The organism is Pseudarthrobacter arbutini, assembly GCF_054510915.1.
This window is the reverse complement of the sequence record NZ_JBTNDQ010000011.1, coordinates 21,057-46,033: the sequence shown is the minus strand read 5'-3', so window position 1 is coordinate 46,033 and position 24,977 is coordinate 21,057. Positions and strand designations below refer to the sequence as shown.

24 protein-coding genes are annotated in these 24,977 nt (G+C 66.8%); 20 read left to right on the top strand and 4 right to left on the bottom strand.

All coding sequences use genetic code 11. The features are described from left to right. Position 1: 1 nt before the first annotated feature. Positions 2-1,054 carry a hypothetical protein gene (locus tag ACX80V_RS13665; protein WP_485843596.1) on the top strand — a complete coding sequence of 351 codons (1,053 nt, stop codon included), beginning with the start codon at positions 2-4 and terminating at the stop codon, positions 1,052-1,054. Between the two features lie 18 nt (positions 1,055-1,072). Here the strand turns inward: ACX80V_RS13665 and ACX80V_RS13660 are convergent, their stop codons facing one another. Both ACX80V_RS13660 and ACX80V_RS13655 read right to left on the bottom strand, forming a co-directional pair. Then, a complete protein-coding gene (locus ACX80V_RS13660; RefSeq protein WP_485843595.1) occupies positions 1,073-4,714 on the bottom strand; it encodes an ATP-binding protein in 3,642 nt (1,213 codons plus the stop codon). Between the two features lie 212 nt (positions 4,715-4,926). Beyond that, positions 4,927-5,457, bottom strand: coding sequence for an anthrone oxygenase family protein (locus tag ACX80V_RS13655; RefSeq protein ID WP_485843594.1), 531 nt, complete (start codon positions 5,455-5,457; stop codon positions 4,927-4,929). Between the two features lie 110 nt (positions 5,458-5,567). On the opposite strand from ACX80V_RS13655, the gene ACX80V_RS13650 reads away from it, so the two are divergent. From ACX80V_RS13650 to ACX80V_RS13585, 14 genes are all read left to right on the top strand, one after another. After that, a complete protein-coding gene (locus ACX80V_RS13650) occupies positions 5,568-6,530 on the top strand; it encodes an AraC family transcriptional regulator (RefSeq protein WP_485843593.1) in 963 nt (320 codons plus the stop codon). 129 nt (positions 6,531-6,659) lie between these two features. Beyond that, complete coding sequence (locus ACX80V_RS13645; protein ID WP_485843592.1) at positions 6,660-7,883, top strand: aminotransferase class I/II-fold pyridoxal phosphate-dependent enzyme; 1,224 nt, start codon at positions 6,660-6,662, stop codon at positions 7,881-7,883. A 7-nt stretch (positions 7,884-7,890) separates the two neighbouring features. Continuing rightward, a complete protein-coding gene (locus ACX80V_RS13640) occupies positions 7,891-9,114 on the top strand; it encodes a beta-ketoacyl-[acyl-carrier-protein] synthase family protein (RefSeq protein WP_485843591.1) in 1,224 nt (407 codons plus the stop codon). Next, entirely contained in the window at positions 9,111-9,971 is an 861-nt protein-coding gene (locus ACX80V_RS13635; RefSeq protein WP_485843590.1) for a MaoC/PaaZ C-terminal domain-containing protein, read from the top strand. The genes ACX80V_RS13640 and ACX80V_RS13635 overlap by 4 nt, the downstream gene beginning before the upstream one ends. Then, the gene (locus ACX80V_RS13630) at positions 9,968-11,467 is read left to right on the top strand and encodes an AMP-binding protein (RefSeq protein ID WP_485843589.1); all 1,500 of its coding nucleotides are present in this window, start codon (positions 9,968-9,970) and stop codon (positions 11,465-11,467) included. Before ACX80V_RS13635 ends, ACX80V_RS13630 begins: the two co-directional genes overlap by 4 nt. Beyond that, a complete protein-coding gene (locus ACX80V_RS13625; RefSeq protein ID WP_485843588.1) occupies positions 11,464-11,724 on the top strand; it encodes an acyl carrier protein in 261 nt (86 codons plus the stop codon). Before ACX80V_RS13630 ends, ACX80V_RS13625 begins: the two co-directional genes overlap by 4 nt. A gap of 2 nt (positions 11,725-11,726) precedes the next feature. Next, complete coding sequence (locus ACX80V_RS13620) at positions 11,727-12,788, top strand: hypothetical protein (RefSeq protein WP_485843587.1); 1,062 nt, start codon at positions 11,727-11,729, stop codon at positions 12,786-12,788. After that, the gene (gene trpA / locus ACX80V_RS13615) at positions 12,785-13,618 is read left to right on the top strand and encodes a tryptophan synthase subunit alpha (RefSeq protein WP_485843586.1); all 834 of its coding nucleotides are present in this window, start codon (positions 12,785-12,787) and stop codon (positions 13,616-13,618) included. Before ACX80V_RS13620 ends, trpA begins: the two co-directional genes overlap by 4 nt. After that, complete coding sequence (locus ACX80V_RS13610) at positions 13,599-13,973, top strand: ectoine synthase (protein WP_485843585.1); 375 nt, start codon at positions 13,599-13,601, stop codon at positions 13,971-13,973. The genes trpA and ACX80V_RS13610 overlap by 20 nt, the downstream gene beginning before the upstream one ends. A 13-nt stretch (positions 13,974-13,986) precedes the next feature. Then, positions 13,987-15,129, top strand: coding sequence for an acyl-CoA dehydrogenase family protein (locus ACX80V_RS13605; RefSeq protein WP_485843584.1), 1,143 nt, complete (start codon positions 13,987-13,989; stop codon positions 15,127-15,129). After that, positions 15,126-15,836, top strand: a complete 711-nt coding sequence (trpF, locus tag ACX80V_RS13600; RefSeq protein ID WP_485843583.1) for a phosphoribosylanthranilate isomerase — start codon at positions 15,126-15,128, stop codon at positions 15,834-15,836. Before ACX80V_RS13605 ends, trpF begins: the two co-directional genes overlap by 4 nt. Then, the gene (locus ACX80V_RS13595) at positions 15,833-16,534 is read left to right on the top strand and encodes a beta/alpha barrel domain-containing protein (RefSeq protein ID WP_485843582.1); all 702 of its coding nucleotides are present in this window, start codon (positions 15,833-15,835) and stop codon (positions 16,532-16,534) included. The genes trpF and ACX80V_RS13595 overlap by 4 nt, the downstream gene beginning before the upstream one ends. Then, a complete protein-coding gene (locus tag ACX80V_RS13590) occupies positions 16,425-17,381 on the top strand; it encodes a thioesterase II family protein (protein ID WP_485843581.1) in 957 nt (318 codons plus the stop codon). Before ACX80V_RS13595 ends, ACX80V_RS13590 begins: the two co-directional genes overlap by 110 nt. Before the next feature lie 35 nt (positions 17,382-17,416). After that, positions 17,417-19,909, top strand: coding sequence for an ATP-dependent Clp protease ATP-binding subunit (locus ACX80V_RS13585; RefSeq protein ID WP_058930382.1), 2,493 nt, complete (start codon positions 17,417-17,419; stop codon positions 19,907-19,909). 91 nt (positions 19,910-20,000) lie between these two features. Here ACX80V_RS13585 and ACX80V_RS13580 read toward each other — a convergent pair whose 3' ends face one another. Further along, a complete protein-coding gene (locus ACX80V_RS13580; RefSeq protein WP_485843580.1) occupies positions 20,001-20,828 on the bottom strand; it encodes a DUF6597 domain-containing transcriptional factor in 828 nt (275 codons plus the stop codon). Positions 20,829-20,901: 73 nt separating this feature from the next. Here ACX80V_RS13580 and ACX80V_RS13575 point away from each other — a divergent pair, with 73 nt between their 5' ends. The 5 genes from ACX80V_RS13575 to dhaM all read left to right on the top strand — a co-directional run bounded on the left by ACX80V_RS13575 (position 20,902) and on the right by dhaM (position 24,562). Then, the gene (locus ACX80V_RS13575; RefSeq protein ID WP_485843579.1) at positions 20,902-21,414 is read left to right on the top strand and encodes a VOC family protein; all 513 of its coding nucleotides are present in this window, start codon (positions 20,902-20,904) and stop codon (positions 21,412-21,414) included. Positions 21,415-21,470: 56 nt separating this feature from the next. Further along, entirely contained in the window at positions 21,471-21,980 is a 510-nt protein-coding gene (locus ACX80V_RS13570; protein ID WP_485843578.1) for an amino-acid N-acetyltransferase, read from the top strand. 241 nt (positions 21,981-22,221) lie between these two features. Next, complete coding sequence (dhaK, locus tag ACX80V_RS13565) at positions 22,222-23,223, top strand: dihydroxyacetone kinase subunit DhaK (RefSeq protein WP_056347780.1); 1,002 nt, start codon at positions 22,222-22,224, stop codon at positions 23,221-23,223. A 2-nt stretch (positions 23,224-23,225) separates the two neighbouring features. Then, positions 23,226-23,858, top strand: coding sequence for a dihydroxyacetone kinase subunit DhaL (dhaL, locus tag ACX80V_RS13560; RefSeq protein ID WP_485843577.1), 633 nt, complete (start codon positions 23,226-23,228; stop codon positions 23,856-23,858). Next, entirely contained in the window at positions 23,855-24,562 is a 708-nt protein-coding gene (gene dhaM, locus ACX80V_RS13555) for a dihydroxyacetone kinase phosphoryl donor subunit DhaM (RefSeq protein WP_056347785.1), read from the top strand. Before dhaL ends, dhaM begins: the two co-directional genes overlap by 4 nt. 17 nt (positions 24,563-24,579) lie before the next feature. On the opposite strand, the gene ACX80V_RS13550 is transcribed toward dhaM, so the two are convergent. Continuing rightward, the gene (locus ACX80V_RS13550) at positions 24,580-24,873 is read right to left on the bottom strand and encodes a DUF3040 domain-containing protein (RefSeq protein WP_485843576.1); all 294 of its coding nucleotides are present in this window, start codon (positions 24,871-24,873) and stop codon (positions 24,580-24,582) included. Between the last annotated feature and the right edge of the window lie 104 nt (positions 24,874-24,977).

Here is a 24,977-nt window from a genome sequence, read left to right as displayed (position 1 = left end):
AATGGATGCCGGAACTGTGCTGTTGGCAGCGTCGGACCTGCCGGGTCTGGAATGGTTTGCAGGACATGTGGACGAGACCGCCGGGGCACCGTTATTGCCCGGCCTCGGCCAGGAGGCCGGGCAGCCCGTGGCGGCCGCCTGCTTCGAGACGAGTTATGACGCCCTGCAGGCGGTGGAACGGATCCTCGTTGCGGCACCCCTGGACGGTGTCGAGGTCAGCCTGGCCCTGGTGGCTTTTGGCTGGGGCGACGAGGTGGATCCGGCGGATGCCGCCGGCGCAGTGACAGTGGGCCAGTGCCTGCTGGCTGCCGCGCCGCGCGGGGCCGCCATCACCTGTGGTTCCGCGGCCATGGTGGCCGGACCGCTGCTGGGCCCGTCCTTTGAGCTGGTCTGGACCGAAGAAATTGTCCGCGGCCCGGTCAATTACGAGAGGGTCTTCCGCATCGTTGCACACGGCGGTGAATCCAGTGGCGGGCCGTCGCAGTGCCTGGAGTGGGCGCGGCGGCACGCGGCGGGGCCGCTGAAGGCTGAGCGCTTGTCAGCACAGAACCCGGTGCATGGCCGGCTGACTGTAGCCCGGGCGGACACCCGGGCAGCGCTCGAATCCGAAATTGCCCGGCTCGCACTGCAAGCGCACGCCCGGGGAGACGCGGTCCTGCGCACGGACAGCCGGCGGTGGCCACGGGAACGGGCAGTGCCCGGGAACCGCAGGATCGTCCTGCTGGAGCTGATGGCCAAACAGCTCACCCAGCAGCAGGACGGCGGGTCAGCCCGGGTGGCAGACCTGGGCCGTGCGCCGGGGTTCGCCTGCCTGGACGAACTCGAGGCGTGGCTTCGGGCCATCGTCAAGCGGGCGCCCACCACCCTGGTGGTGCCCGACGTCGGGTCCCTGGACGAAATCAGCCTGGTGGTCATTGAGAGGCTGCTTCAGGATGGTTCCCTGGCGGGCTTTTCCGTGATCACCTCCCACCTCGGGGACGCCGTCCCCGAGGTGCTCCGGCAACTGATGTCCAGGGTCAGCCGGACCGACACCGTCCAGTTGCTCGTCAGTTAGGGCTGACGTTAGCCCTGATCAGTTCGGCTTGGGGGCGGCCGCCAGACCGCGGCTGCCCCGGACCAGTTGGCGGGCCTCTACCAGCAGGGCTTCAATCAGCCGGGCATCGGCGGGGCGTCCCCGGTCCCGCAGAATCAGCGCCAGTTCATGCTGCGCAAGGGCCACCCACGGCCGCGCCGAGATGGCCGAGAGTGTGTTAACTGACGACGTCACCAACTCCTCGGCCTCGTCCAGGTCGTGACCGATCCTTGCCAGCCGGGCCAAATGGAAGGACACGGAGCCGGCGAAGCTGTGAATCCCATGGCAGACCAGCAGGTTCCGCAGCGGAGAGAGCAGCTCGAAAAGCTGCCTCGAGGCCACTGCGTCTTCCAATTCGGCCGCGGTAATGGCCATGATCCCCAACGAGTGGAGCTCGGCGTCATTGTGCGGGGCGCCCAGGGGTTCCAGCAGCATTCCGCGGAGCCGCAGCCTGGCTGTCCCCAGTTGGCCGTTGAGTACGTCCTCAAGGCACTGGTCGGCGCGGTAGCCCTGGCCCGGCTGGGCACCCGCCGTGGACTGGCCGGACCGCAGGCCTGGCACGGCCGGGTGGCTTTCCGGGCTGAAGGCGGAGCGGATCCACCGCCCCACCAGGAGCTGCCGTCCCGGCCCTGGCGCGTCAGGGCTCTCGCCGCGGCCGCCTCGCATGGCACTGCTGCCCCGCTCCGCACCGCCAACCCGCACTGCACGGCCGCCCGGGGTCGGAAGGTGGCCGGCGCCGTCGGGCGTCCACAGTGCCGACCCGCTGGAAACCTGCGTCATCAGAGTGAGCCCGTCCAGGAGGTACTGGAAGGCACCGGCGTCCGGATGCTCTTGCACGGCACACTCCAGCCGGGCTGACCAGTCGGCGAAGGCGGTCGCGTGCCCGTGGATCGCTGCCGCGGCCACCCGGTGTTCTGCCGCCAGCACCCTCCCGTCCGGATGCTCCGTTGCCGAGGCAAGGCACCAGAGGTCTTCCGCCGCGGTTGCCCGGTCCGTCAGCCGGGACGGCGCGCCGGACCGTTCCAGCTGAATGGTCAGCGCTGCGATGGCACGCCTGATCAGTCCCGGCGTCGGCCTGCGCGCGCCCAAGGAACCAGCGCGGGCGAGGAACCTGCCCAACGCTGCGCCGACGTCGTCGGGTTCCAGCTGGTCTGCAGCCAGGCTGAGAAGTTCATTTGTCACCAGGTCCGTCAGTGCCACGGCCTCGCCGTGGAGATGCGGGACGCCGGCGAAGTTGTCCACGAGTTCCCCGGCAGCGTCCATCGCCACTCCGATCGAGCCGGCTTGCAGGGCAAGGAGGGCGCCGTCTCGGAGATGGTCGATTCCCTCCGGCAGGGCATGCGCTGCCTCAAGCCTGCCGAGCTCGGCGAGCGTGCGTGCACGGAGGCCCGGGTGGTGCCCGGACACCAGTTCAAGTGCCTGCTGGTAACGCCGGATAGCTTCTGTAACCTGGCCGCGCTGGGCTGCCGCAGCGGCAGCTTCCCTGCATGCCTGGACAGTTTCCACCAGCCGGGACGACTGCCCGTCGGTTCCAAGGAATTGCCTGGCCAGCAGCTGCCCCGCCAGTTCCGGCAGCCCCATGCTTGCGTGCGGAGGCTTCACCTCGCGGAAGGCGCTGAAGAGCCGGGAATGGATCTCAAACCGCTCGGTGGTGCTGAGCCCGGCATAGATGGCTTCGCGGACCAGGCCATGCCGAAAACGGTGGTGGGTTTCCCTGCCCGCCTGGGCGCCCTGGCGCGACGCTGGGGAGTTGGCCTCCTCGAGGAGTCCGCACCGCACCAGCGCGCCGATGGTGGCGGCGGTGATCCCGTGCCGGCCTGCCGCGTTGGCCACCACCTCGAAGTCGATCAATTGCCCGGAAGCGGCCGCGTAGGACAACAGCGCGGTGGCATCTGCATCCAGGCCCGCCAGCCGGGCGTGGACGTAGTCCAGGACAGGAAGGGAAACGGCATCTCCGGGGCCGGTCCCTGTTTCTGTCGCTGAATCGGTCACCGCCCCTGTTGTGGGCAGGAGCTCCGACAGCAGGAACGGGTTGCCACCGGAGCGGTCCATCAGCTCGCCAATGCCGGGCTGGCGGCCGGAGCCGACATCGGGAAGGCCGGAGACCAGCTGATGCACCTCGTAGGGGGTGAAGGGTTCCAACTCGATGACCCTGAACGAGTTCGGTTGTGGCAGCTCGTGGAGGTGGCGCACAAAGCCGGCGGCACTGCGCGGGGAGGTGGCAGCTGCCACCAGCGTCAGCTGGGCAGGCGGTCCGGAATGGAAAATCAGGTTGCGGAGTACGTCCTGGGTGATGCCATCGGCGGTATCCACATCGTCCAGGATCAGGGTGGTCGCTGTTCTGCGGGCCACGTCCAGGATCAGCTCGGCCAACGCCAGTGCGGCGTTCCCGGTGGCAGCGCCGGGCAGTTGTTCGCGCGTGCAGTCGGCGAGGACCTGGTCCAGCCGCCGCCGGATGGCCGCAAGGCCGGAGTCGGGCCCGGCGGCTGCGGCCACGTCCGCAAGGCTTGAAGCCAGTGCGCAGCGTTTGACCGGGTAGGCCTGGCACTGGACCGGCACCACCACCTCCTCGGAATGGCTCAGCTGGCGGCCGAACTCATGGAGCACCCGCGACTTCCCGATGCCCAGTTCGCCGGTCAGCAGGACCATCTGCACCGACCCGGCGCGGCTGGCCCGCTGGGCCTCATCGAGTGCTTCCATAATGAGCCCCCGTCCGATGAACGGACGCCGACGGCGTGCCCGCTGCAATGGCGCGACGGCGGCTCCCGGAACAAGGCCAAGGACCTCGTAGTAGAGCTGTTGCGTCTCGGTGGAGGGGTCCACGCCGAGCTCGTCCCGGAGCTGGCTCCGGAGGCTGCTGTACGTGGCCAGGGCATCGCCCCGGTTTCCGACAGCCTGGTAGGCAGTCATGAGGGTGCGGTAGGCGCTTTCACGCAGCGGAGCGCGGCCGATCAGCTCCGTGGAATGCGAGATGGCCGCGCCGATTTCGTTGGCCATCAATGCCGCACGGGACGCCACTTCCAGCCCTTCGTTGGCCCGGCCTGACAGGTGCTCCCGCACGTGGGCAGCCCAGTCGCCTTCCCTGTTGGCCAGGAAAGGCCGCCGAAAGCAGCGCACCGCGTTTTCGGCCTCGCGGAGGGAACCCAGTGCGCCGCTCTCGTCCGTGACGTCGGCGGCCCCGGCGAGCTGGTTCTCGGCCTCCTCAATGTCCACCGCGATGCCCGCGGGGAGTTGGAGGAAGTAGCGGCCGCCGTGTGAGGTGAGGTCGGCGCCGGCAACACCCGAGGATGCCAGGAAGCGCCGGATCCTGCTCACCACGCTTCGCATCGCCGATGCCCACGTATCCGGCAGGCCCTCTGGCCAGATGACGTCGGCCAACTGCTCGCGGGTGGTGCCGTTGCCGTGCCGGTCCAGGACAAGGCGTGCGACGGCGGCCTGCGCCTGTGCGCTTGCGAGCCGGACGGGCTGGCGGCCGCCGGCCACCAAGCACACCGGACCGGCCAGACGCAGCTCGGTGGGGGCGGCGTCGGCGGCGGCTGCCTCGGTGCTGATTTCGGGCTTTACGGGGCGGGAGGGTGGCCGCTGGTCAAAGTCCGGGTCCAGCGGGACTACCCCCGCAATGGGTCTGACGTCGCTCTTCATGCCGTGATTCACCCCGTGCGTAGATACCGCAACACTCCATGGCCTTGCTGCCGTGGCGGCGTCCCCGCCGCCGGGCAGCAACATCATAGGGGATCAAAGCGTGCGCAAGGCGTCGTTTTGGTAACGGCCGGCAACCGCCCCCCGCGCTCAGGCCGGGAACCCGGCGTCGGCCGTTCCCGGCGTGGTCCGGCAGCCCGCCGTCGGGCCTCACATCAGGCAACCGCTGCCCTTGTGGCGTGCGAGCGCGGAGCCGAACGCACGGCGGAGAACACGAGCAGGCCGGCACCGGCGATGGACAGGGCGGCGCGGACATGGTTCCCGCTGGTCCACTCGGCAAGGAACCTTTCCCAGACGGCGGGAGCGGCCGCCGATGCCGGGTCCAGCCGGTCCAACGCCTCATTGCGGGGCACGTGGTAGGCGATGGTCATCAGGAACCCGGCCAGGTACAGGCCCGAACCGGCTGCGCGGAGGCCCGAACGCGGCCGGAGTCCGGCTTGCAGGCCGCCCGCCCCGGACTCCTTCGCCACGGTGTAGGCGCTCAACACGGCGGTGCCGAAGAAGAGGGTCATAAACGGCCACATAACGGCGTCGCGGTTGAAGTGCTGCATGCGGTCTATCGCTTCGGCGGCCGGCAATTGCGCCAGTGCGGGCATAACGTTGAGGGAAAAGATGCTGTAGACGGCGCCGACGGCGCAGGAGCCCAGGCCTGTTGCGGCGGCGAGGAATCGAGGGGTGCGTGCCATGCGAATCTCCTTGGTTGTGGTGTTGCCTTGATCCAAGCGTGGCAGGGTAAACGCAGACTATCCATTATCTGAACATCCATCTTCATACGCCATAGTCTAGAATCGGCCCTATGGATCCCCTCGCTGACTTCCTCGACGGGCCCAGGGCCCGCAACGCCTTCCTGCTGCACGTGAAGATGTCCCCGCCGTGGTCGATCAGGGTGGCGGACGATGCGCCGCTGACCGTGGTTGCCATGCTCCGTGGCTCCGCCCACTTCCAGCAGCGCAACAGCGAGCCGCTGCTGCTGGAACCCGGCTCCCTGCTGCTGATCCGCGACCCGTCGGCGTATGTCCTGGCGGACAACCCGGACGAAAAACCCACGTTCTTCATCGGCATCGACCAGAACTGCTCGGGCACCAACGGCGAGGACCTGGCCCAGAACCTCCGCACGGGATTGCGGACGTGGGGCAATGACAGGGACGGCCGGGACGCCATGCTGGTGGGTACCTACCGGAGCAGCGGGGAAGTGGGGGATCTCCTGCTGTCCTCGCTGCCACCGCATGTGGTGGTCAAGGCGGCCGAGAACCCGATTGTCTCCGTGCTGATGCAGGAGATCGACAGGGACGGCGTTGCCCAGGCCAGCGTTTTGGACCGGCTCCTGGACCTGCTGCTCATCGGCGCGGTCCGGAGCTGGACCGCCCAGGATTCGAACGCCGAGCACAACTGGCTCACGGCGGAGCGGGACCCTGCCATCCAACAGGCCATCCGGCTCATCCACAGCTCGCCGGACCAGCCGTGGACGGTCGAGTCGCTCGCCGGCAAGGTGGGGGTGTCCCGGGCGTCACTGGCCCGCCGCTTCCATGAACGCGTGGGCAAACCGCCCATGGCCTACCTGAACCAGTGGCGCCTGGCCAAGGCCGCGGACCTCATGAGCGACGAGCGGTTCACCCTGACCACCATTTCGCGCCAGGTGGGCTACGCCAGCCCGTTCAGCTTCAGCACCGCGTTCAAAAAGCGGTACGGCGTCAGCCCCCAGGAATACCGACGGCGGCAGCCCTCGCCCGCCGTCGTGGAGACCCCGGGCGGCCGCTGACCCCTCCCCGCCCCCCTGTTGCGCTTGCGTTGCGCCGGCTGGATTACAACAGTCATATCCGCAATCGACCGGCCACGGCCTGGACCTTGATCCAGCAGTCCGCCCGGTCTCAACAGGAGGACAACTGCGATGACCGCAACCCTTGCATCCGCATCACGGGATCAGCTCGACGCCAAAGTCCAGGGCACGCACCGGCGGGTGAAGGAGCTCGAATCCGAGCCCAACCGCCGCAACAGCTTTATGCCGTACATTCCGGTGCCGGGCACGCCCTTCGTTGACCTCTTCGGCGAGCGGCTCCTGATGATGTCCGGGTACAGCTACCTGGGCCTGAGCGGTGATCCGAGGGTCAACGAGGCGGCAAAGCGCGCCGTGGAGACCTTCGGCACCGGCTCGCACGGCGTCCGGGCACTCGCAGGGACCACCCCCCTGCACGAGGAACTCGAAGCGGAACTCGCCCGCTTCAACGGCCGCGAATCGGCGCTTGTGTTCAGCTCCGGCTACGCAGCGAACGTGGGAACTGTGGGCGCCATCTGCGGCCCCGGCGACCACGTCTTCATCGACAAGTACGACCACGCCAGCATCGTGGACGGGTGCCAGCTCAGCGGCGCCACAGTGACCCGTTTCCGCCACAACGATCCAGAACACCTGGACCGCCGTCTCCGCGATGCTCCTGCCACGGGTGTCCGGCTGGTCATTGTTGACAGTGTCTACTCGATGGACGGCGACATCGCCCCGCTGCCGGCGCTGCGGAAGGTCTGCGACGAACACGGCGCCCTGCTGATGGTCGATGAAGCCCACGCCATGGGCGTTATCGGGGCAACGGGCCGCGGCATCGAAGAGCACTTCAACTACGAGGTGAAGGCCGACATCAAGCTGGGAACCCTGTCCAAGGGAATCCCGTCCATGGGCGGCTGGGTGGCCGGCACCGCCGACTTCATCTACCACCTGCGCTACGCGGCCCGTCCCTTCCTCTTCTCGGCCTCGCTGGGTTCGGCGCAGACCGGAGCCGCCCTCGAAGCCGTCCGGATCCTGGACCGCGAACCCTGGCGCGTCACCCACATCCAGACCGAGTCGGCTCGTTTCCGCAACGCCATGGCGTCCGCCGGCATGAACACCGGGGCAAGCGAGACCGCCGTCGTTCCCCTGATCATCGGCACGGACCTGGAGGCCTACGACTTCGCCACTGCCTGCCGGGACGAGGGAATCGTCGGCCTGCCCGTGGTCACGCCCGCCGTGCCGGTGAGCACCGCCCGGCTCCGGATCGCGATCACCGCAAGCCACTCGCGCGAAATCATCGACGAGGCCACCCGCGGCTTCCTCCGCACCGCCGAGCGCTGCAACCTGATCGGTTAGACCTGCCATGGCAAACGAAAAAATCGCGGTGACAGGCATGGGGTTGGTCACCCCGGCCGGCAACACGCCGGAAGCCTTCTGGGAAGCCCTGCTGGCCGGGAAGTCCACGGCCACTGCCCTGGACCAGGAGGAGTTCGCCGGCCATGCCATCCGGCTCGCCTGCCGCGCGCAGGAACCGGTTGTCCCGGCCGGAATCACGGCCAAGGAGCTGCGCAGGCTGGACCCGTTTTCGCGCTTCGCCCTGGTGGCAGCGCTGAACGCCTTCCACGATGCGGGATCCCCGGAAACCGACCCCGTGCGGACCGCCATTGTGGTGGGCAACGCCGTGGGCGGCCGGCAAACCAGCGACGAGCAAAGCGCACTGTTTTACTCGGCGGGGCCGCAAGGCGTCAGCCCGCTGATGCCGCTGATGACCATGCCAAACGCCGCGGCTGCCATGATCTCCATGAAGCTCGGCATCATGGGGCCGGCCCACACCATGGCCACCACCTGCGCCAGCGGCGCCGACGCGATCGGCCAGGGAATGGCCATGCTCCGGGCAGGCGTGGTGGACGTGGTGATTGCCGGCGGTTGCGAAGCGACGGTCACACCCGTGACCCTCGCTGCCTTCGCCAACCTGGGCGCCCTGTCCGGTCGGAACGGCAGCCCCGGCACCGCTTCGCGGCCGTTCGATGCCGGTCGCGACGGCTTTGTGATGGGCGAAGGCGCCGCGTTTGTGGTCCTTGAACGGCAGGCCGATGCCACTGCCCGCGGGGCCCGGAGTTACGGGCAGGTGCTTGGCTACGCCTCCACCACCGACGCCCATCATCTGGCCATGCCCCACCCGGAAGGCCTGGGTGCGCGGCACGCCATGCGGGCAGCGCTCGCCGACGCCGGCGTGGGCTACGACGAGATCAGCCACATCAATGCCCATGGAACGTCCACCAAGCTCAACGACCGCATTGAGGCCGATGCCATCTCCCGGCTCTTCGGCCCGGACGCCCCACCCGTCACCGCCACCAAGGGCGTGACCGGTCACCTTCTCGGCGCCGCCGGAGCGGCAGAGGCGATCGCCACCCTCCTGGCGCTGCGCTCGGGAACCGTCCCGCCGGTAGCCAACCACACCACCACCGACCCTGGAATTGAGCTGGATATCGTGACTACCGAACCGAGGCGCATCACCTCAGCGCCCGCCCTCTCCAACTCCTTCGGATTCGGAGGCCACAACGCATGCCTGGTGATGGCGTCATGAGCACCCTCGCGGCGCCGGACACCGCCGTCAGCGGTGGCCCGGTTTCCGTCACCACCATAACGGCCGTTACGGCGGCAGACACCGCCGGCTACCGGGCGGTAGCCCGCAGCCTGCTGTTCAACAGCGGCGACCTTCAAGCCAGCCCGCTCCACGGCTTTACGGTCTCGCACCCGGCTTTCAACGACCTGATCGACCGTCTCGTCCCCGGACGCAAAAGCATCGTCCACCTCCAGCAGGAACTGACTGTGTACCGCGGCATGGTTCCCGGAGACACCATCCGGACCTTCGCGGAAGTCGTTTCCGTTCGCTCCGAACCCCAGGGCAGCCGGGTCACCATTGCCTGCGGGCAAACGGACGACGGCGGCGCCCCGGTCACTGAGCTCAGGGCCAGTGTCCTGCTCAAGGGGCACGTCCACGGTGCGGAGTTTGGTGCCAGCGTCCCGCAGGCGGCACCCGTCCGGGCACTGCCCGGCGCTGACCCGTACGAGTTCGAAGTGACGCCCACGGAGGAATTCATCAGGGCCTACGCCGCCGCTTCCGGCGACCAGAACCCCATCCACACGGACGCGGACGCTGCACGGCAGGCCGGGTTCCCCGGTCCTATCGCCCACGGCATGAGCAGCCTGGCCGTGGGCTGCGAGATCGCCGCCGACAAGTTTGGCCATGGCGACATCAGGAGCGTCCGCGCCATAGGAGCCAGGTTTTCGCTGCCCATCCTGGCCGGCGAGCCGCTGACGTTTTCCTTCCGCCCGACGCCGGACCCGGACGTCCTCGTCTTCGGCTGCACCACGCTGAGGGGGCCCGCCATCAAAGCCGGCTGGATGCGGATCACGGCTGCGACGGAGCCGGGCCAGTGAGCCGGCTCTTTCACCGCATCATGGAGCACGCCCGCTCACGCCCCATGGCGCCGGCGCTGATCGAAGCCAACGCCGAGGTCACGTATGGCCAGCTGGCATTCCTGGCCGAAGAGCAGCGGGACGTCCTGGAAACGGCCGGCCTGAACGGGCCGGCACCGATCGCCATCCTGGCCCACAAGTGCGGTGAAACCATCGCCGCGGTGCTGGAATGCCTCCGTGCGGGACGGCCGTTCCTGCTGCTGTCGCCCCTGCTTCCGGCGGCCTCCCGGACCGCCCTGGTTGCGGACGCCGGGTGCGCAGGCATCCTGCATCCGGCCGAGCGCCGGCTGGAAGCACTACCGCAGGCGGCCGCATCTCCGGGGATCCCCGGAGATACCGGGTTCCTGCTGACCACGTCCGGGTCCACCGGCAAGCCCAAGATCGTGGTCATGGGCCATGGCGGCGTGGACAACTTCACCGAATGGGCTTCCGATGCCTTTGGCATCAGGGCCGGGTCAAGGGTGCTGAGCCTTGCGCCGATGAACTTCGACCTGTCCTTGCTGGATATCTGGGCTACCCTCGCCAGCGGCGGCTGCGTCGTGTTGGTCCCGGCCGCAAAGGCTGTGGACGGCGGCTACGTGCTGGCACAGGTGGTGGAACACGGCGTCGAGGTGGTCCAGGGTGTGCCCATGTTCTTTCAACTGCTGGCCGACGCCGCCCCGGCGGGGTCGGCTGCCCTGGGCGCCGGTTCGCGGGTTCGGCACGTGATCTTCACCGGGGATGACACGCCGCACCGCACGCTGGAGGGCATCCGGAACCTGTTTCCGTCGGCCACCATCCACAACGTGTATGGCTGCACCGAAACCAACGACAGCCTCCTGTTCACGCTGCCCCCGGAGCAGCCCCTTCCGGAACGGCTGCTGAGCGGCAGCCCCGTGGCCGGGGCGGAAGCCGTCCTGGTGGATGCCGAGGACCGCGAGATCGCCGGACCCGGCGTGGGCGAACTCTTGGTCAGCACTCCCTTCGTGGCCACCGGCTACCTCGACCAGGACCTGACGTCGCGGAAATTCGTCCAGCACCCCGCCAGGCCCGGCGTTACCGCGTTCCGCAGCGGAGACCTCTTCCGGCGCGACGCAGACGGTGTCCTGACCCTTCTGGGCAGGACCGACCACCAGGTCAAGGTCCGCGGCGTTGCTGTGAACACCGCCGAGGTGGAACGCATCCTCGCGCTGCACCAGGGGGTAACCACGGCCGCCGTCGTGACCGAAGCGGACCCGATCGGCGGGCGGCGGCTGCTCGCCGTCGTCGAACGTGCGGCCGGTTCCAGCGTCACCGCCCTGGACCTCCGCACCCACTGCGCCGCCCACCTGCCCCGGACCGCCATCCCCGCGCTGCTCCGGGTCACCGATACCGCCCTTCCCCTGACCACCACCGGCAAGATCAACCGACAACAGACCCAACGGGAATACTTCCCGGGCACACCCGCCACATCACAACAAGGAGTCCTCACGCCATGAACACCATCGATGCGATCCGCAACTACGTTATTGAAGAGTTCCTCCCGGGCACCGATCCTCAGGAAATCACCGCTGCCATGGACCTGCTCAACAGCGGGATCATCGACAGCCTGGGCCTCCTCAAGATGATTGCCTGGATCGAGACCACGTTCGAGGTCTCCGTGGGCGACGAGGACCTGGATCCCGAAAACTTCCGCAGCCTCGAGAGCATGGACCGCTTCATCGGTGCGGCCAGCCTGAACCGTACCGCGGTCTAGCCATGACCGTGGATGTTCTGGAAACCCTGGTCCGCCGGGAGGACAGTGTTTCGGCAGGTCAATGGGCCGCCTTCTGGGCAGCCGTTGTGCCCGGGCAGGGCAACCGGGCCGAAGCCGTGGGGGTGCTGTCCTCGCTCGCGACTGACCTTCCGGATACGGCCACCATGCTGGCGTTCATCGCCAGCCTGCAGCCTGAGGGTCACGTGTTCCCGGAAACGCTCGGCAACACTGTCAACATCGTCGGAACGGGCGGCGGGCCGCAGACCATGAACATCTCCACGGCGGCCGCGTTGGTTGCCGCCGCCGCCGGTGCCCGGGTGGTCAAGACAGGCTCCCGTTCCTACTCCAGTTCCCTCGGCTCAATCGACCTCCTGGGCCGGGCCGGGATATCCACCTCCGCCAACGCGGACCAGACGCTGGACCAACTCCGGCAGTTCCGGTTGGCCTTCGCTGGGCAGTATGTCTATCCCGTGGAACTCGCCAGGCTTGCCCGGACAATCATTCCGGTGGGCATGAAGACGTTTGGACGTTTCCTGAACGTCGTGGGGCCGTTCATCGCCACGGTGCCGGCGGAAGCCCAGCTGACCGGCGTATCAGCCCGCGCCCCGCTGGCCATGGTCAGGGAGATTGCGCAGGCCCACACGGCCCGGGCGGTGTGGGTGACGTCCAACGATCACGGTGTGGATGAGCTCTTGAGCTTCTCCGTCAACACCATCTACCGCCCGGACGGGACGGTGGAATGCCTGGAACCAGGGTCCGTGACGTCCGGAAAAGGCGAGCTGGCGGACCTCGCACCGGTTGGTGCGGATGACGCCGTCGGCCATTTCCTGGAAGCCGTCGGCGGCGGCCTGAACAGGACCGTCACCGAAACGATCGGGCTCAACGCTGCCTGCCTGTTGCTGGCAGCAGGCGAGGCCACCACGTGGCACGCCGCCTATGATGCGGCGATGGACAGCATGCGCGGGGGGAGTGCTGTGGCGCTCGCAGCCCGCGTGGCTTCCGCCGGCCCTGTGTCGATTCCGGCCCCGGCCCCGGCCTTGGCAGCTCCGGCAGGCCGGCCATGAGCGGCTTCTTCCCGGGCACGACGACGGCCGGGCCGGGGACGGTCCTCTTCCTCAACGCCGGCGATCCACCCCTGGCTGACCTTGAGGGGCTCGTGCTGGACATGGACCGCGCCGGTGTCGACTGCCTCGAGCTGGCGGTGCCGTTTCCCGATTCCGTCACCGACGGCATCGTCATCCGGCGTTCGGCCTCCAGGGCACTGGAGGCCGGGATCACGCTGGAGCAGGTGCTGGCCTTTGTGGACGGTATCAAGCAGCAACTGCACCGGCTGAAAATTGTCCTGCTGGCCGACTGGAGCCACACGGTCAAGCCGCCCGGGATGGCGGATTTCCTCGCGGCAGTCGCGGCCTCGTCAGTGGATGGCCTGCTGATCCACGCCCTGCCTCCCATGCTGCGGGACGGCTACCGTGAGGCAGCCGCGAAGGCCGGAATCCCGGTGGTCACCACCTGCTATGACGTCGTTTCCAGCCCGGAAACACTGCGCGACGCCGCCGAATCGGCCACCGCGTATGTCTATCTGGTGGCCAAGTACGGCCGCAGCGGGTCGCGGCCCAGCGAGGGCTATGCGTCGCTGAAGGGCACTGTGGACCAGCTCCGCGGGTACGGCGCCGAATCGATAGCTATCGGGTTCGGGGTCAGGAGCCGGGCGGACCTGGAACAGCTGGGGGCCACGGGGACTGACGCCGCGATCATCGGCACGGCCGCCGTTGCGGCTGTGGAAGACGGCATGACGGCGGGGAACGTTCGGGCGGGGTTCCGGCAGTTCCTGGAAACAATCACCAACGATCACTCATATACCGAAGGGAATACCAATGTTTACTCGCAAGCGTGAAGAAGTCCCCACCGTCAACTGGGGCAACGGGGACAGCAGCCGTCTCCTCGTTGAGCAGGATGGTATGGGCTTCGCTGTCGCCCACACTGTGGTCAAGGCCGGCACCAGCTCCATGCTCCGGTACACGAAGCACCTTGAGGCCTGCTACTGCATCTCCGGATCAGGCGCCGTGGTGGAGGACGGCGGCGCGCGCCATGAGATCGTCCCGGGTACGCTGTACGCCCTGAATGAGCACGATGCCCACCACCTCCAGGCGTCGGAGCACGAAGACATGCACCTGATCTCCATCTTCAACCCGCCCATCCGAGGCGACGAGGCACACAGCCTTGACCCCTCCGGCTACTCGTCGTACTAGGCTGCGCGCGCCGATGACTGCCACAACTCAACACACACCAACGGTGGCTGGGAGGATCCGCGTCCTTGGCGAAAGCCTCAGCCACAACCACATCGAGAACGAGCGGAACGGCACCTTCAACCGGGAATCATGGGATGCACTGCGGGCAACCGGCCTGCTGGGCATGCCGTTCGATCCTGACTTCGGCGGTTCCGGGCTGTCCATCACCGACACCATGGCAGCGCTCGAGACACTCGGGGAAGTCTCCCGCGACAGCGGACTGGCATTTTCTGCGGTCACCAGCATGGCAAGCTCGGCAACGCCGCTGAACGACTTCGGCACTCCGGCGTTGAAAGGGAAGTACCTCCCGGAGCTCTGCAATGGCAGCCTGATCGGGGCACACGCCATCACAGAAGAGGGCAGCGGGTCAGACGCCCTCAGCATGAGCACCCGGGCGGTCCGGGACGGCGGCGACTTTGTCCTGGATGGCACCAAAGCATTCATCACCAACGCCGGACTCGCCGACGTCTATGTCATCTATGCCAAAACGGCGGAGAACGCCGGGCCGCTGGGCATCACAGCCTTCCTGGTGGAGGCCGGGACGCCCGGGCTGACGGCGGGGCCGGCGGTCCGGAAAATGGGCCTGGGCACATCGCCGATGGCCAGCCTGGCACTCGAATCCGTCAGGATCCCGGCGGCGAACGTCATTGGCAGGGTGGGTGGCGGGTTCCTGGTGCTGGACCACGTTATGGAACGCGAAATCCTTTACTCATTCATTGTCAACGTGGGCGAGATGGAAGCCAGGCTGCGCCGCTGCATCGAGCACGCCCGCACCCGCAAGCAATACGGCAAAGCCATCGGCAGCTACCAGCAGGTCGCACAGAAAATCGTGGACATGTCCATCGGCGCATCTACCTCCCGGATGTGGCTGTTCGAGGCGGCCCGCCTGATTTCCCTGGGCAAGCGCGCCACGCGTGAGGTGTCCATCGCGAAGCTGCTCACCAGCCGGTACAACCTCGCGTCCAGCCTGGACGCGGTGCAGGTGTTCGGCGGCTCCGGGTACCTCACGGAATCCGGGTTGGAGAAGGAAGTCCGGAACTCGATCGCCGGATCCATCTACTCCGGCACGAACGAACTCCAGTACAACCGCATCGCTTCCATGATCGGACTGAAATGAAAAACCGTGTCCAGCTCAAAGCCTGCGGTGCCACCAACGGCGCGGACCTTGGCGCCTTGGCCGTAGGCGGGGCCACCCTCGCCGGGCTTTGGTGGGGGATCCCGGGATCGGCGCGGTCACTCGCGGACGATGAGGTGGAGGCACTCGCTGAGTCCTGCCGTTCCATCGACGGCCTGCAGCCCTGCCTGGTCACCTTCTCGGCCGACGCTGCACAGCTCGCCGCCCTGATGATCAGGAGCCGTATCCGGTGGGTGCAGCTGCACGCGTTCCAGACGCCGAAAATGGTGGCAGAACTGCGGCGGCTGCTGCCCGCAGACGCGGTGATCGTCAAAGTTTTCCACCTTCAGGACGGCGCGTGCCTGGAAAAGCCATACTTCGGTGCCTACCGGCGTGCCGGCACAGACATCGCCATTTTTGATGCCATGAGCAGCGACGGCCGCATCGGCAGCACAGGGCAGGAAGTTCCGGCGGAGGCGTTGCTTGCCACGGCCCGGGCCCTGGACCTGCCGTTCCTGGTCGCGGGCGGGGTTACGGCGGATAACGCCGAGGCCCACGCGGCACTCAGGGAGTTGCCGAACTACCGGGGAGTGGACGCCGACTCCGCAACGCGGGGCCCGGACGGTGCCTTCTCGGCGGCCAACATCGAATCCATCGGTGCCGCCTGGCTGGGGGCGGAACGCCGCGTCGCGTCGGGGGCGGACCTGTGAACGGGTTCATCGCCGCGGCCCTTGCCGGTCCCAACCCGCTGATCATGGAAATCAAGAAGAACGACGCCGACGGTACGGACCTGCTGAACGGCAGGTCAGTGCCGGAAGTGGTGGAGTCCTACCACCTCGCCGGGGCGCCGTGCCTTTCGGTGGTCACCGGCCGCTGGTTCGGTGGCGATGAGGAGCTGCTTCGGCAGGTTCGCAGCCTGACCGACTTACCACTCCTCCAGAAGGACTTCATCACCCGCCGCGACCAGCTGGTCAAGGCGCGGGACCTCGGGGTGGCAGCTGTGCTCCTCACAGCCCAGCTGCTGCCCACAAAGGGCCTGAACAGCCTGGCCGGACAAGCCCTGGAACTGGGGCTGGTGCCCTTCATCGAGGTGGTCTCGGAAGCGGAGATCTCCACCATCGAATACCCGGGCGAGGCGGTTATTGCCGTTAACAACAAGGACATTAAGAACAAGGAGAAGGGTGCCGCGGATCTTGGCCGGAGCAAACAGCTGGCACAGGCCGTCAAAACCGCTGGCACTCCCTGCGCCGTCAGCGCAAGCGGCGTGGATTCCCCGGAAGCGGCGCTCGGCCTGCTGAATGCCGGCTTCCAGGCGCTGCTGGTGGGCACCGCGGTCCAGGGCCAGCGGGACCTGTCAGTGTGGGAGCCGGTTACCATCGGAAGCTTCCGCAGGAAGCCGGTGGCCTGAGATGGTCGGAGCCGCGCCACTGGTCTGCTGCCTGCCACCCGCGGGAGGATCGGTGGCCACCTTCCGGCCTTGGCTGCGCAGCACCGACCCCGGTGACGGAGTCCCGGAGCTGCAAGCCTTGAATGTGCGCCTGATCCAGAGCCAGCTGGTCCAGGGGCAGCTGGACGAAAACCAGCCCGCACAGCAGGATCCAGGCCAGCCCGTGACCCTGCTGGACCTCGCCGCCGCCATCGCGGGCCAGGTGCCGGCGGACCGTCCCTTTGTGTTGGCGGGGCACAGTCTCGGCGGCCTCCTTGCCTACGAGGCCGCCGTCGAACTTCAGCGCCTAGGCGGCCCCCTCCCGGCGTTTGTCCTGGTCATGGGCAGCCGCCCGCCGCACAATTCGTCCGCGGAGGTGTTCGCTCCACTGATCGACCTCCCGGACGAGGACTTCCTGGACGCGCTCGAACGGGTGGGCGCCGTCAACTCGGCGCTTCGCACCAGCCCCATGCGTCCGCTCTTCCTGCCCGGCCTGCGCGCAGACCTGCGGGTCATCACTACTTACCGGCCGGATACGGCGGCACGCCGGCGGGCACCTTTGCCGGTCCCCGTGGTCGCGTGGAGCGGGACGCACGATCCGCTGGCGCCGCCGTCGCTCCTCTCCGGCTGGGGCGATTACACAGCATTTCCGCGGGAAGTGGAAACATTCGAGGGCGGGCACTTCTTTCCGTTCGAGGAAGCCCAGGCCTGCCTCCCGGCCCTGGCACGCCTCTGCGACGACCTAGTGCCACCGCCTGAGAACAACCTTCAAGAAGCCACGGTTTCCCCTGTGGCGAACACGCTCCCCAATAGTGGGTCTGCCACGTAGCATCAAAGTACGTCGTAGCTAGGAGTGTGGCGAAAATGTTTGAGCGATTTACGGACCGTGCCCGTCGCGTAGTTGTGCTTGCCCAAGAAGAGGCACGCATGCTGAACCACAATTACATTGGTACCGAACACATCCTCTTGGGTCTGATCCATGAAGGTGAGGGCGTTGCCGCCAAAGCTCTTGAGTCCTTGAGCATTTCGCTCGACGGCGTGCGCGAGCAGGTACAGGAGATCATCGGCCAGGGCCAGCAGGCCCCGTCCGGTCACATCCCCTTCACCCCGCGCGCCAAGAAGGTGCTGGAACTCTCGCTGCGCGAAGCCCTGCAGCTGGGCCACAACTACATCGGCACGGAGCACATCCTGCTGGGCCTCATCCGCGAGGGTGAAGGTGTTGCCGCCCAGGTGCTGGTCAAGCTTGGCGCAGACCTCAACCGCGTCCGCCAGCAGGTTATCCAGCTCCTCTCCGGCTACCAGGGCAAGGAAACCACCGGCGCCGGCGTTGGTCCCGGCCAGCCCGAAGGCACTCCCGCCGGTTCCGTGGTCCTGGACCAGTTCGGCCGCAACCTGACGCAGGCTGCGCGCGAGAACAAGCTGGACCCGGTGATCGGACGCGAGTCCGAGATGGAACGCGTTATGCAGGTCCTGTCGCGGCGTACCAAGAACAACCCTGTCCTGATCGGTGAGCCCGGCGTCGGCAAGACCGCCGTCGTCGAAGGCCTCGCCCAGGCCATCGTCCGCGGCGACGTCCCGGAAACCATCAAGGACAAGCAGCTGTACACCCTGGACCTCGGTTCACTGGTGGCCGGCTCCCGGTACCGCGGTGACTTCGAAGAGCGCCTGAAGAAGGTCCTCAAGGAAATCCGCACCCGCGGCGACATCATCCTCTTCATCGACGAGATCCACACGCTTGTGGGTGCCGGTGCTGCTGAAGGTGCCATCGATGCTGCGTCCATCCTGAAGCCCATGCTGGCCCGCGGTGAACTGCAGACCATCGGTGCCACCACCCTGGATGAGTACCGCAAGCACATCGAGAAGGACGCCGCACTCGAGCGCCGCTTCCAGCCGATCCAGGTCAAGGAGCCCTCCGTCGCGCACGCGATCGAGATCCTCAAGGGCCTGCGCGACCGCTACGAGGCGCACCACCGCGTCACCATCACCGACGGCGCCCTCGCCTCGGCCGCGAACCTCGCCGAACGCTACATCTCGGACCGCTTCCTGCCGGACAAGGCCATCGACCTGATCGATGAGGCCGGTGCCCGGTTGCGCATCCGCCGGATGACCGCTCCGCCGGAGCTGAAGGCCATGGATGAGCGGATCGCCAAGCTGAAGATGGAGAAGGAATCCGCCATCGACGCGCAGGACTTCGAAGGTGCCGCTTCGCTCCGGGACAAGGAGCAGAAGCTCATTACCGAGCGCTCCGAGAAGGAACGCCACTGGAAGTCCGGCGGCATGGATGACATTTCCGAGGTGGATGAGGATCTCATCGCCGAGGTATTGGCCAACTCCACCGGCATCCCGGTCTTCAAGCTGACCGAGGAAGAGTCCACGCGTCTGCTGAAGATGGAAGACGAACTGCACAAGCGTGTGGTGGGCCAGAACGAGGCCATCAGGTCCCTGTCCCAGGCAATCCGCCGTACCCGTGCAGGCCTGAAGGACCCCAAGCGTCCGGGCGGCTCGTTCATCTTCGCCGGCCCCACAGGCGTCGGCAAGACCGAGCTCGCCAAGGCCCTGGCCGAATTCCTGTTCGGTGACGAGGACGCCCTCATCACGCTGGACATGTCCGAGTACTCGGAGAAGCACACTGTTTCACGGCTCTTCGGTGCCCCTCCGGGCTATGTCGGCTACGAAGAGGGTGGCCAGCTGACCGAGAAGGTCCGCCGTCGTCCGTTCTCCGTGGTCCTGTTCGACGAAGTGGAGAAGGCGCACGCTGACCTCTTCAACTCACTCCTGCAGATCCTGGAAGACGGCCGCCTGACCGACTCCCAGGGCCGCGTGGTGGACTTCAAGAACACCGTGATCATCATGACCACAAACCTGGGCACCCGGGACATCTCCAAGAGCGTTGCCACCGGCTTCCAGTCCGGCACCGACACGCAGACCGGCTACAACCGGATGCGCGCCCGTGTGACGGAAGAGCTCAAGCAGCACTTCCGTCCGGAGTTCCTGAACCGTGTGGATGACGTTGTGGTGTTCCCGCAGCTCACCCAGGACGAGATCATCGAGATCGTGGACATGTTCGTTGGCCGCCTGGAGAAGCGCCTCAAGGACAAGGACATGGGTATCGAGCTCACCACCGCGGCCAAGGTGCTCTTGGCGACCCGCGGCTACGATCCCGCCATGGGTGCCCGGCCGCTGCGCCGCACCATCCAGCGCGAGATCGAGGACCAGCTCTCCGAGAAGATCCTGTTCGGCGAGCTCCACGCCGGCGACATCGTTGTAGTGGACGTGGATGGCGAAGGCGACGACGCCAAGTTCACGTTCGCCGGCAACGCCAAGCCGCGCATCCCGGAGATCGCGCCGAGCGTCTAAGGCAAGACAGCAAAGGCCCCGCCCGCTCCCCAAAGGAGCAGGCGGGGCCTTCGCTCTTAACTGGAGTCGTGGTTGAGTCCGGCGGCGAGCATCAGGCATTTGCCGGCGCCTGCTCGTACCTCGCTCTGACGGCGCCTACACAAATGTCTGATGCTCGCCGCCTCGTGCGTTGGTGCGCCTTTTCGCGAAGCGAGCGTGCCGGGGTCATTTGTGTAGCTTGCGTCAGAGCGACGAAGGAGCAGCAAGCGGCAAATGGCGCCGGTACGGGAGCGACCCAGCCAACGGAAGCCCACCGGCGCCTCCGGATGAGCGCGGACGGGCTCAGGCCGATGTACTTCCGCGCTGCGCGTTGCAGGGTTCTCGGCGAAACAAACAGACGCGCGGCAACGTCTTCAATGCTAGTTACGTCGGCCGATGTTCCGATAATGTCCATCATCGCATTGGCAAGAAAGCCTTCCTCGGACACCTCTGGACTCTGCGTTACCAGCCAGCCAGTGAAAGCCTCCACCGCGCGTTGTCGACGTTCCCCTGGATCGGTTCCCCTCATCGCCTCCGATACTGAGGCATGCAGATCCGCGAGCGGTAGTGGCAGCTGGGAATCCCGCAGGCTCCCCGGATCATCCGTGAAACGTGGAACCAGCGCGGGACGCAGGAGGGCCCCAACCGCCCAGCCCCGGCCCGTGAGATCGCGATGCGATCGACGGGTTGTTGGGCCTGCGAACTCAACGAGATCCTCTTGGACCACAAGGTTGGACGTCGGGAACGCGATCACGTGCTGGCGGGACGTGTGCCCTGGCTCAATGTCCCACTCGGGGATCCAAAACCACTGCACCAGGTTCGTGACGGACTCAGGCGCGGGCACACGGTGAAATGTGGGGAGCCGGGCCGGGTAGAGGATTCCCTTGAACGAACCCACCATGGGAGTACACTCCTTATCCAGGCTGTCGCAATTCTCCAAGCCGCTGAGCCGACCTGTGCGTACCGTGAGATCTATGACTGATACTACAAGCCCCGAACTGACCAACGCCGCCGATGGCAAGCACACGAAATCCGGTATCCCGCACGGCTTCACGAGCCTCACGCCGTTCCTTGCGATCCCTTCTGCCAAGGAGGCGATCACCTTCTACCAGGACGTCTTCGGCGCGCGCACAGTAAATGTCACCGAGATCGGCGGAATCGTCGTCCACGCCGAACTTGACTTCGGTCAGGGGCGACTCCAAATTGGAGAGCCCAACCCGGACTACCGCCTCGTTCCGGCGCCGAACGGCGACGATGATTGCTGCTCGATCGGCTTCTACTGCGCCGACGCGGACGCTCTTATTGCGCGCGCCGAGCGGATAGGGGCTACCGTTCGGGAGCCGCTGTCCACATTTGTGTCAGGAGACCGATTCGCTAGCATCCGGGACCCCTACGGTGTGCGCTGGTCCATCATGACTCGCGTGGAGGACCTCTCCGAAGAGGAAAGCACCCAGCGCGTCGCCGACTGGGCCGCCGAGCAAGGCTGACTGCGTCCCTACGGGTGCGCCCAAACCAGCCGGGCTGCCATCGTAGGATGGACCCTGTGACTGACTCTTTCCACCTCCGTTCTGCACGTACCAGCGACGTGGCCGCCATCAAGAGACTGGTGGCGCCGCTGGCGGAGCAACGGATCCTCATGGCGAAAGAGACGGTTGCCTATTACGAGAGCCTCCAGGAGTTCCGGATCGCCGAAGCCGATGACGGCGAGGTCATCGGCTGCGGGGCCCTGCACGTTATGTGGGAGGACCTCGCCGAAGTCCGCACGCTGGCCGCATCGGACGCGTGGCGCGGCAAAGGCGTAGGGCACGTGCTGGTGGAAAGCCTGCTGGACGAGGCCCGTGAATTGGGTGTGGCCCGGGTCTTCTGCCTTACGTTCGAGGTGGATTTTTTCAAGCGCCACGGCTTCGAGGTCATGGCCGACCAGACAGCCGTGGACCCGGTGGTCTACTCCGAGCTGCTGCGCTCCCATGACGAAGGCGTTGCCGAGTTCCTGGACCTGGCGCGGGTCAAGCCCAATACCCTGGGCAATACCCGCATGATCAAGACCCTCTAAACACCCCCCAATCCTGCTGCGGACAACCGCGGCAAGAAGTCACCCTGTGACATAAATAGCTTTATGTCGAATTGATGGATAAACTGTCAGGGTTGCAGTGTGGGGCCTGCCGTAAGGGACAGTCATTGGGGGCTGTCCCTTACCGCTTCCGCCGCATCGCCGCAGGCTACCGGACTTCAGGCGGCGGTAGTAGGGTCAAAGTGCATCCTCCAGGAAGCACCCACACCCCAGGAGTTCTGCCATGAAAAAGCTCATCAATGATCCCCGTTCCGTGGTTGACGAATCCGTCGAGGGATTCGGTCTGGCCCACGCGGGACTCGTCACCGTCACTGCCGATCCGAAGTACGTCACGCGCAAAGACGCGCCGGTGGCGGGAAAGGTCGGACTCGTTTCCGGCGGGGGCAGCGGCCACGAGCCGCTCCACGCCGGGTTTGTCGGGCTGGGAATGCTCGACGCCGCCGTGCCGGGGGCGGTGTTCACCTCGCCGACGCCGGACCAGATCCTTCCGGCAACGCTTGCCGTCAACTCGGGAGCCGGCGTCGTCCATATCGTGAAGAACTACACCGGCGACGTCCTGAACTTTGAGACCGCAGCGGAACTGGCCCAGGCCGAAGGTGTGGACATCCGCACGGTCCTGGTGAATGACGACGTCGCGGTGGAGGACTCCCTGTATACCGCAGGCCGCCGCGGAGTGGGCGGCACCGTTCTGGTGGAGAAAATCGCCGGCGCCGCGGCTGAGCGGGGCGATAGCCTCGATGCCGTGGCCGCGATCGGTGACCGCGTCAACAGCAACGTCCGCACCATGGGGGTTGCGCTGTCCGCGTGCACAGTACCGCATGCGGGAACGCCCAGTTTCGACCTGGCGGATGATGAGATCGAGATCGGCATCGGCATCCATGGCGAGCCCGGCCGGCACAAAATCCCGATGGAGAACGCTGACGGCATCACGGACCGCCTGCTGGACCCGGTCCTCAGCGACCTGGGCATCACCGGCGGCGAGAAAGTACTGCTGTTCGTCAACGGCATGGGCGGGACCCCCCTGAGCGAGCTGTACATCGTCTACCGCCGCGCTGCCCAGGTGATCGCAGAACGGGGAGCCGCCGTCGAACGCTCGCTGGTAGGGAACTACATCACGTCCCTGGAAATGCAGGGCTGCTCCATCTCCGTGCTCCGGCTCGACGATGAACTGACGCAGCTGTGGGACGCACCCGTGCACACCGCAGCCCTGCGTTGGGGCGTGTAACCGTGGTGCTGGACGTGACATGGGCCGTCCGATGGCTGACTCTCTGCGCCCAGGCCATGGCGGAAAACCGGGTGTGGCTCATCGAGCTGGACCGTGCCATCGGGGATTCTGACCACGGCGAGAACATGGACCGCGGCTTCCAGGCCGTGCTGGAGAAACTGGCCGATGCGCCGCCGGAGACCCCCGGCGCGGCCCTGAAACTGACTGCCATGACCCTGATGTCCAAGGTGGGCGGCGCCGCGGGACCCTTGTACGGAACCGCGTTCCTGCGGGCGTCCACCGCAATGGGCGACGCGGCCGAGATTGATCCGGGGTGGCTCGCCGACGCGCTCGTGGCTGCCCGCGATGGGATCGTGGCCAGGGGTAAGGCCGAGTCCGGCGACAAGACCATGGTTGATGCCTGGACCCCCGCCGCGGAGGCAGCGCAGGCCGCCGCGGCGGACGGCGCAGGCACCGTCCTTGGAGTTCTGGTCGCAGCCGCTGAGGCGGCTGAGGCCGGCGCCGTGGCCACCGAGCCCCTGGTCGCCCGCAAGGGCCGCGCCAGTTATCTGGGGGAGCGGAGCGCGGGGCACCGCGATCCGGGCGCCGCCTCCAGCGCCCTCATTCTGCGGGCCGCCGTTGGGGCCGCAGCGTGACGGTGCGCCTGGTGGTGGTGTCCCATAGCGAGAAAATAGCCGACGGCGCCGTGGAGCTTGCCGCCCAGATGGCGCCCGACGTCGTCATCCTCGCCGCCGGGGGCACCGCCGACGGCAGGATCGGAACGAGCCTGGAAAAAGTCATGTCTGCCCTGGACAAGGCGGCCGGCGGCGATGGCGTGGTGGTCCTGACGGACCTGGGATCTGCAGTGATGACGGCGGAATCGGCCCTGGAGCTCGTGGAGGAGCCGGCCGGCGTGCTCCTGGCGGACGCGCCCCTGGTGGAAGGCCTCGTGGCTGCCGCCGTGGCCGCACAGGGCGGCGCCGACGTGAAGGCAGTCAAACGTGCAGCCGAAGCGGTGTACGGATTGGGACCGGAGGTGGCGGCTGCTTCGCGGGTGCTCGCCGAAAGCACCGTGGCTGAAGGGTCCGTCACCGGTTCAGGGCCGGACTTCACCGGCGACTTCGAACTGGTGAATGAGGCCGGCATGCACGCCCGTCCGGCCGCCAAGATCGCGGGCGGTCTGGCGTCCCTCAACGCCGAGGTCACGGTCAACGGCGTGGATGGCGCGTCAATGACATCCCTGATGACCCTGGCGGCAGGCAAGGGATCCTTGCTCCATATCGAGGCTTGGGGGCCCGACGCCGAGCGTGCCCTGAACTACGTCGGCGGCCTGGTGCAGGCAGGCTTCGGCGAGCCGTAGGCCGTGGCCTGAGTTGCCTATTTGACCTGGCTGCTGCGGCCCAGACTAAAGGACCGCTTGTCCACGAGCAGGTACGTGCCGGCTCCCATCAGCAGGAAGCCGCCGACGCCGACCGCGATGATCTGCGTGCTGACCCCGACAATAAGCAACACCAGCCCGATCAGGCATGCGATGGCACCGAGGTAGATATGGCGCCCAAACCTGAGGCCCACGGAGCCGGTCGAGAGTTCCTCGGCGAGCCTCGGATCGTCTGCCGCCAGGCCCGATTCCAGCTCCTCGAGCTGTTTCCGCTCCCTATCTGAAAGTGGCATCCTTACCCCTTCCCGGCGGGGAACCTGTTCTAAATCCAACGTTGCCGATGCTGGTAATACAGACCGTAGAAGTGTCCTGAGTGGAAGTCAAGGGCGGGGTTTGA

Coding starts and splice junctions, on each gene's coding strand:
- ACX80V_RS13665 (WP_485843596.1), top strand. CDS start 2: ATGGATGCCGGAACTGTGCTGTTGGCAGCGTCGGACCTGCCGGGTCTG.
- ACX80V_RS13660 (WP_485843595.1), bottom strand. CDS start 4,714: ATGAAGAGCGACGTCAGACCCATTGCGGGGGTAGTCCCGCTGGACCCG.
- ACX80V_RS13655 (WP_485843594.1), bottom strand. CDS start 5,457: ATGGCACGCACCCCTCGATTCCTCGCCGCCGCAACAGGCCTGGGCTCC.
- ACX80V_RS13650 (WP_485843593.1), top strand. CDS start 5,568: ATGGATCCCCTCGCTGACTTCCTCGACGGGCCCAGGGCCCGCAACGCC.
- ACX80V_RS13645 (WP_485843592.1), top strand. CDS start 6,660: ATGACCGCAACCCTTGCATCCGCATCACGGGATCAGCTCGACGCCAAA.
- ACX80V_RS13640 (WP_485843591.1), top strand. CDS start 7,891: ATGGCAAACGAAAAAATCGCGGTGACAGGCATGGGGTTGGTCACCCCG.
- ACX80V_RS13635 (WP_485843590.1), top strand. CDS start 9,111: ATGAGCACCCTCGCGGCGCCGGACACCGCCGTCAGCGGTGGCCCGGTT.
- ACX80V_RS13625 (WP_485843588.1), top strand. CDS start 11,464: ATGAACACCATCGATGCGATCCGCAACTACGTTATTGAAGAGTTCCTC.
- ACX80V_RS13620 (WP_485843587.1), top strand. CDS start 11,727: ATGACCGTGGATGTTCTGGAAACCCTGGTCCGCCGGGAGGACAGTGTT.
- trpA (WP_485843586.1), top strand. CDS start 12,785: ATGAGCGGCTTCTTCCCGGGCACGACGACGGCCGGGCCGGGGACGGTC.
- ACX80V_RS13610 (WP_485843585.1), top strand. CDS start 13,599: ATGTTTACTCGCAAGCGTGAAGAAGTCCCCACCGTCAACTGGGGCAAC.
- ACX80V_RS13605 (WP_485843584.1), top strand. CDS start 13,987: ATGACTGCCACAACTCAACACACACCAACGGTGGCTGGGAGGATCCGC.
- trpF (WP_485843583.1), top strand. CDS start 15,126: ATGAAAAACCGTGTCCAGCTCAAAGCCTGCGGTGCCACCAACGGCGCG.
- ACX80V_RS13590 (WP_485843581.1), top strand. CDS start 16,425: ATGCCGGCTTCCAGGCGCTGCTGGTGGGCACCGCGGTCCAGGGCCAGC.
- ACX80V_RS13585 (WP_058930382.1), top strand. CDS start 17,417: ATGTTTGAGCGATTTACGGACCGTGCCCGTCGCGTAGTTGTGCTTGCC.
- ACX80V_RS13580 (WP_485843580.1), bottom strand. CDS start 20,828: ATGGTGGGTTCGTTCAAGGGAATCCTCTACCCGGCCCGGCTCCCCACA.
- ACX80V_RS13575 (WP_485843579.1), top strand. CDS start 20,902: ATGACTGATACTACAAGCCCCGAACTGACCAACGCCGCCGATGGCAAG.
- dhaK (WP_056347780.1), top strand. CDS start 22,222: ATGAAAAAGCTCATCAATGATCCCCGTTCCGTGGTTGACGAATCCGTC.
- ACX80V_RS13550 (WP_485843576.1), bottom strand. CDS start 24,873: ATGCCACTTTCAGATAGGGAGCGGAAACAGCTCGAGGAGCTGGAATCG.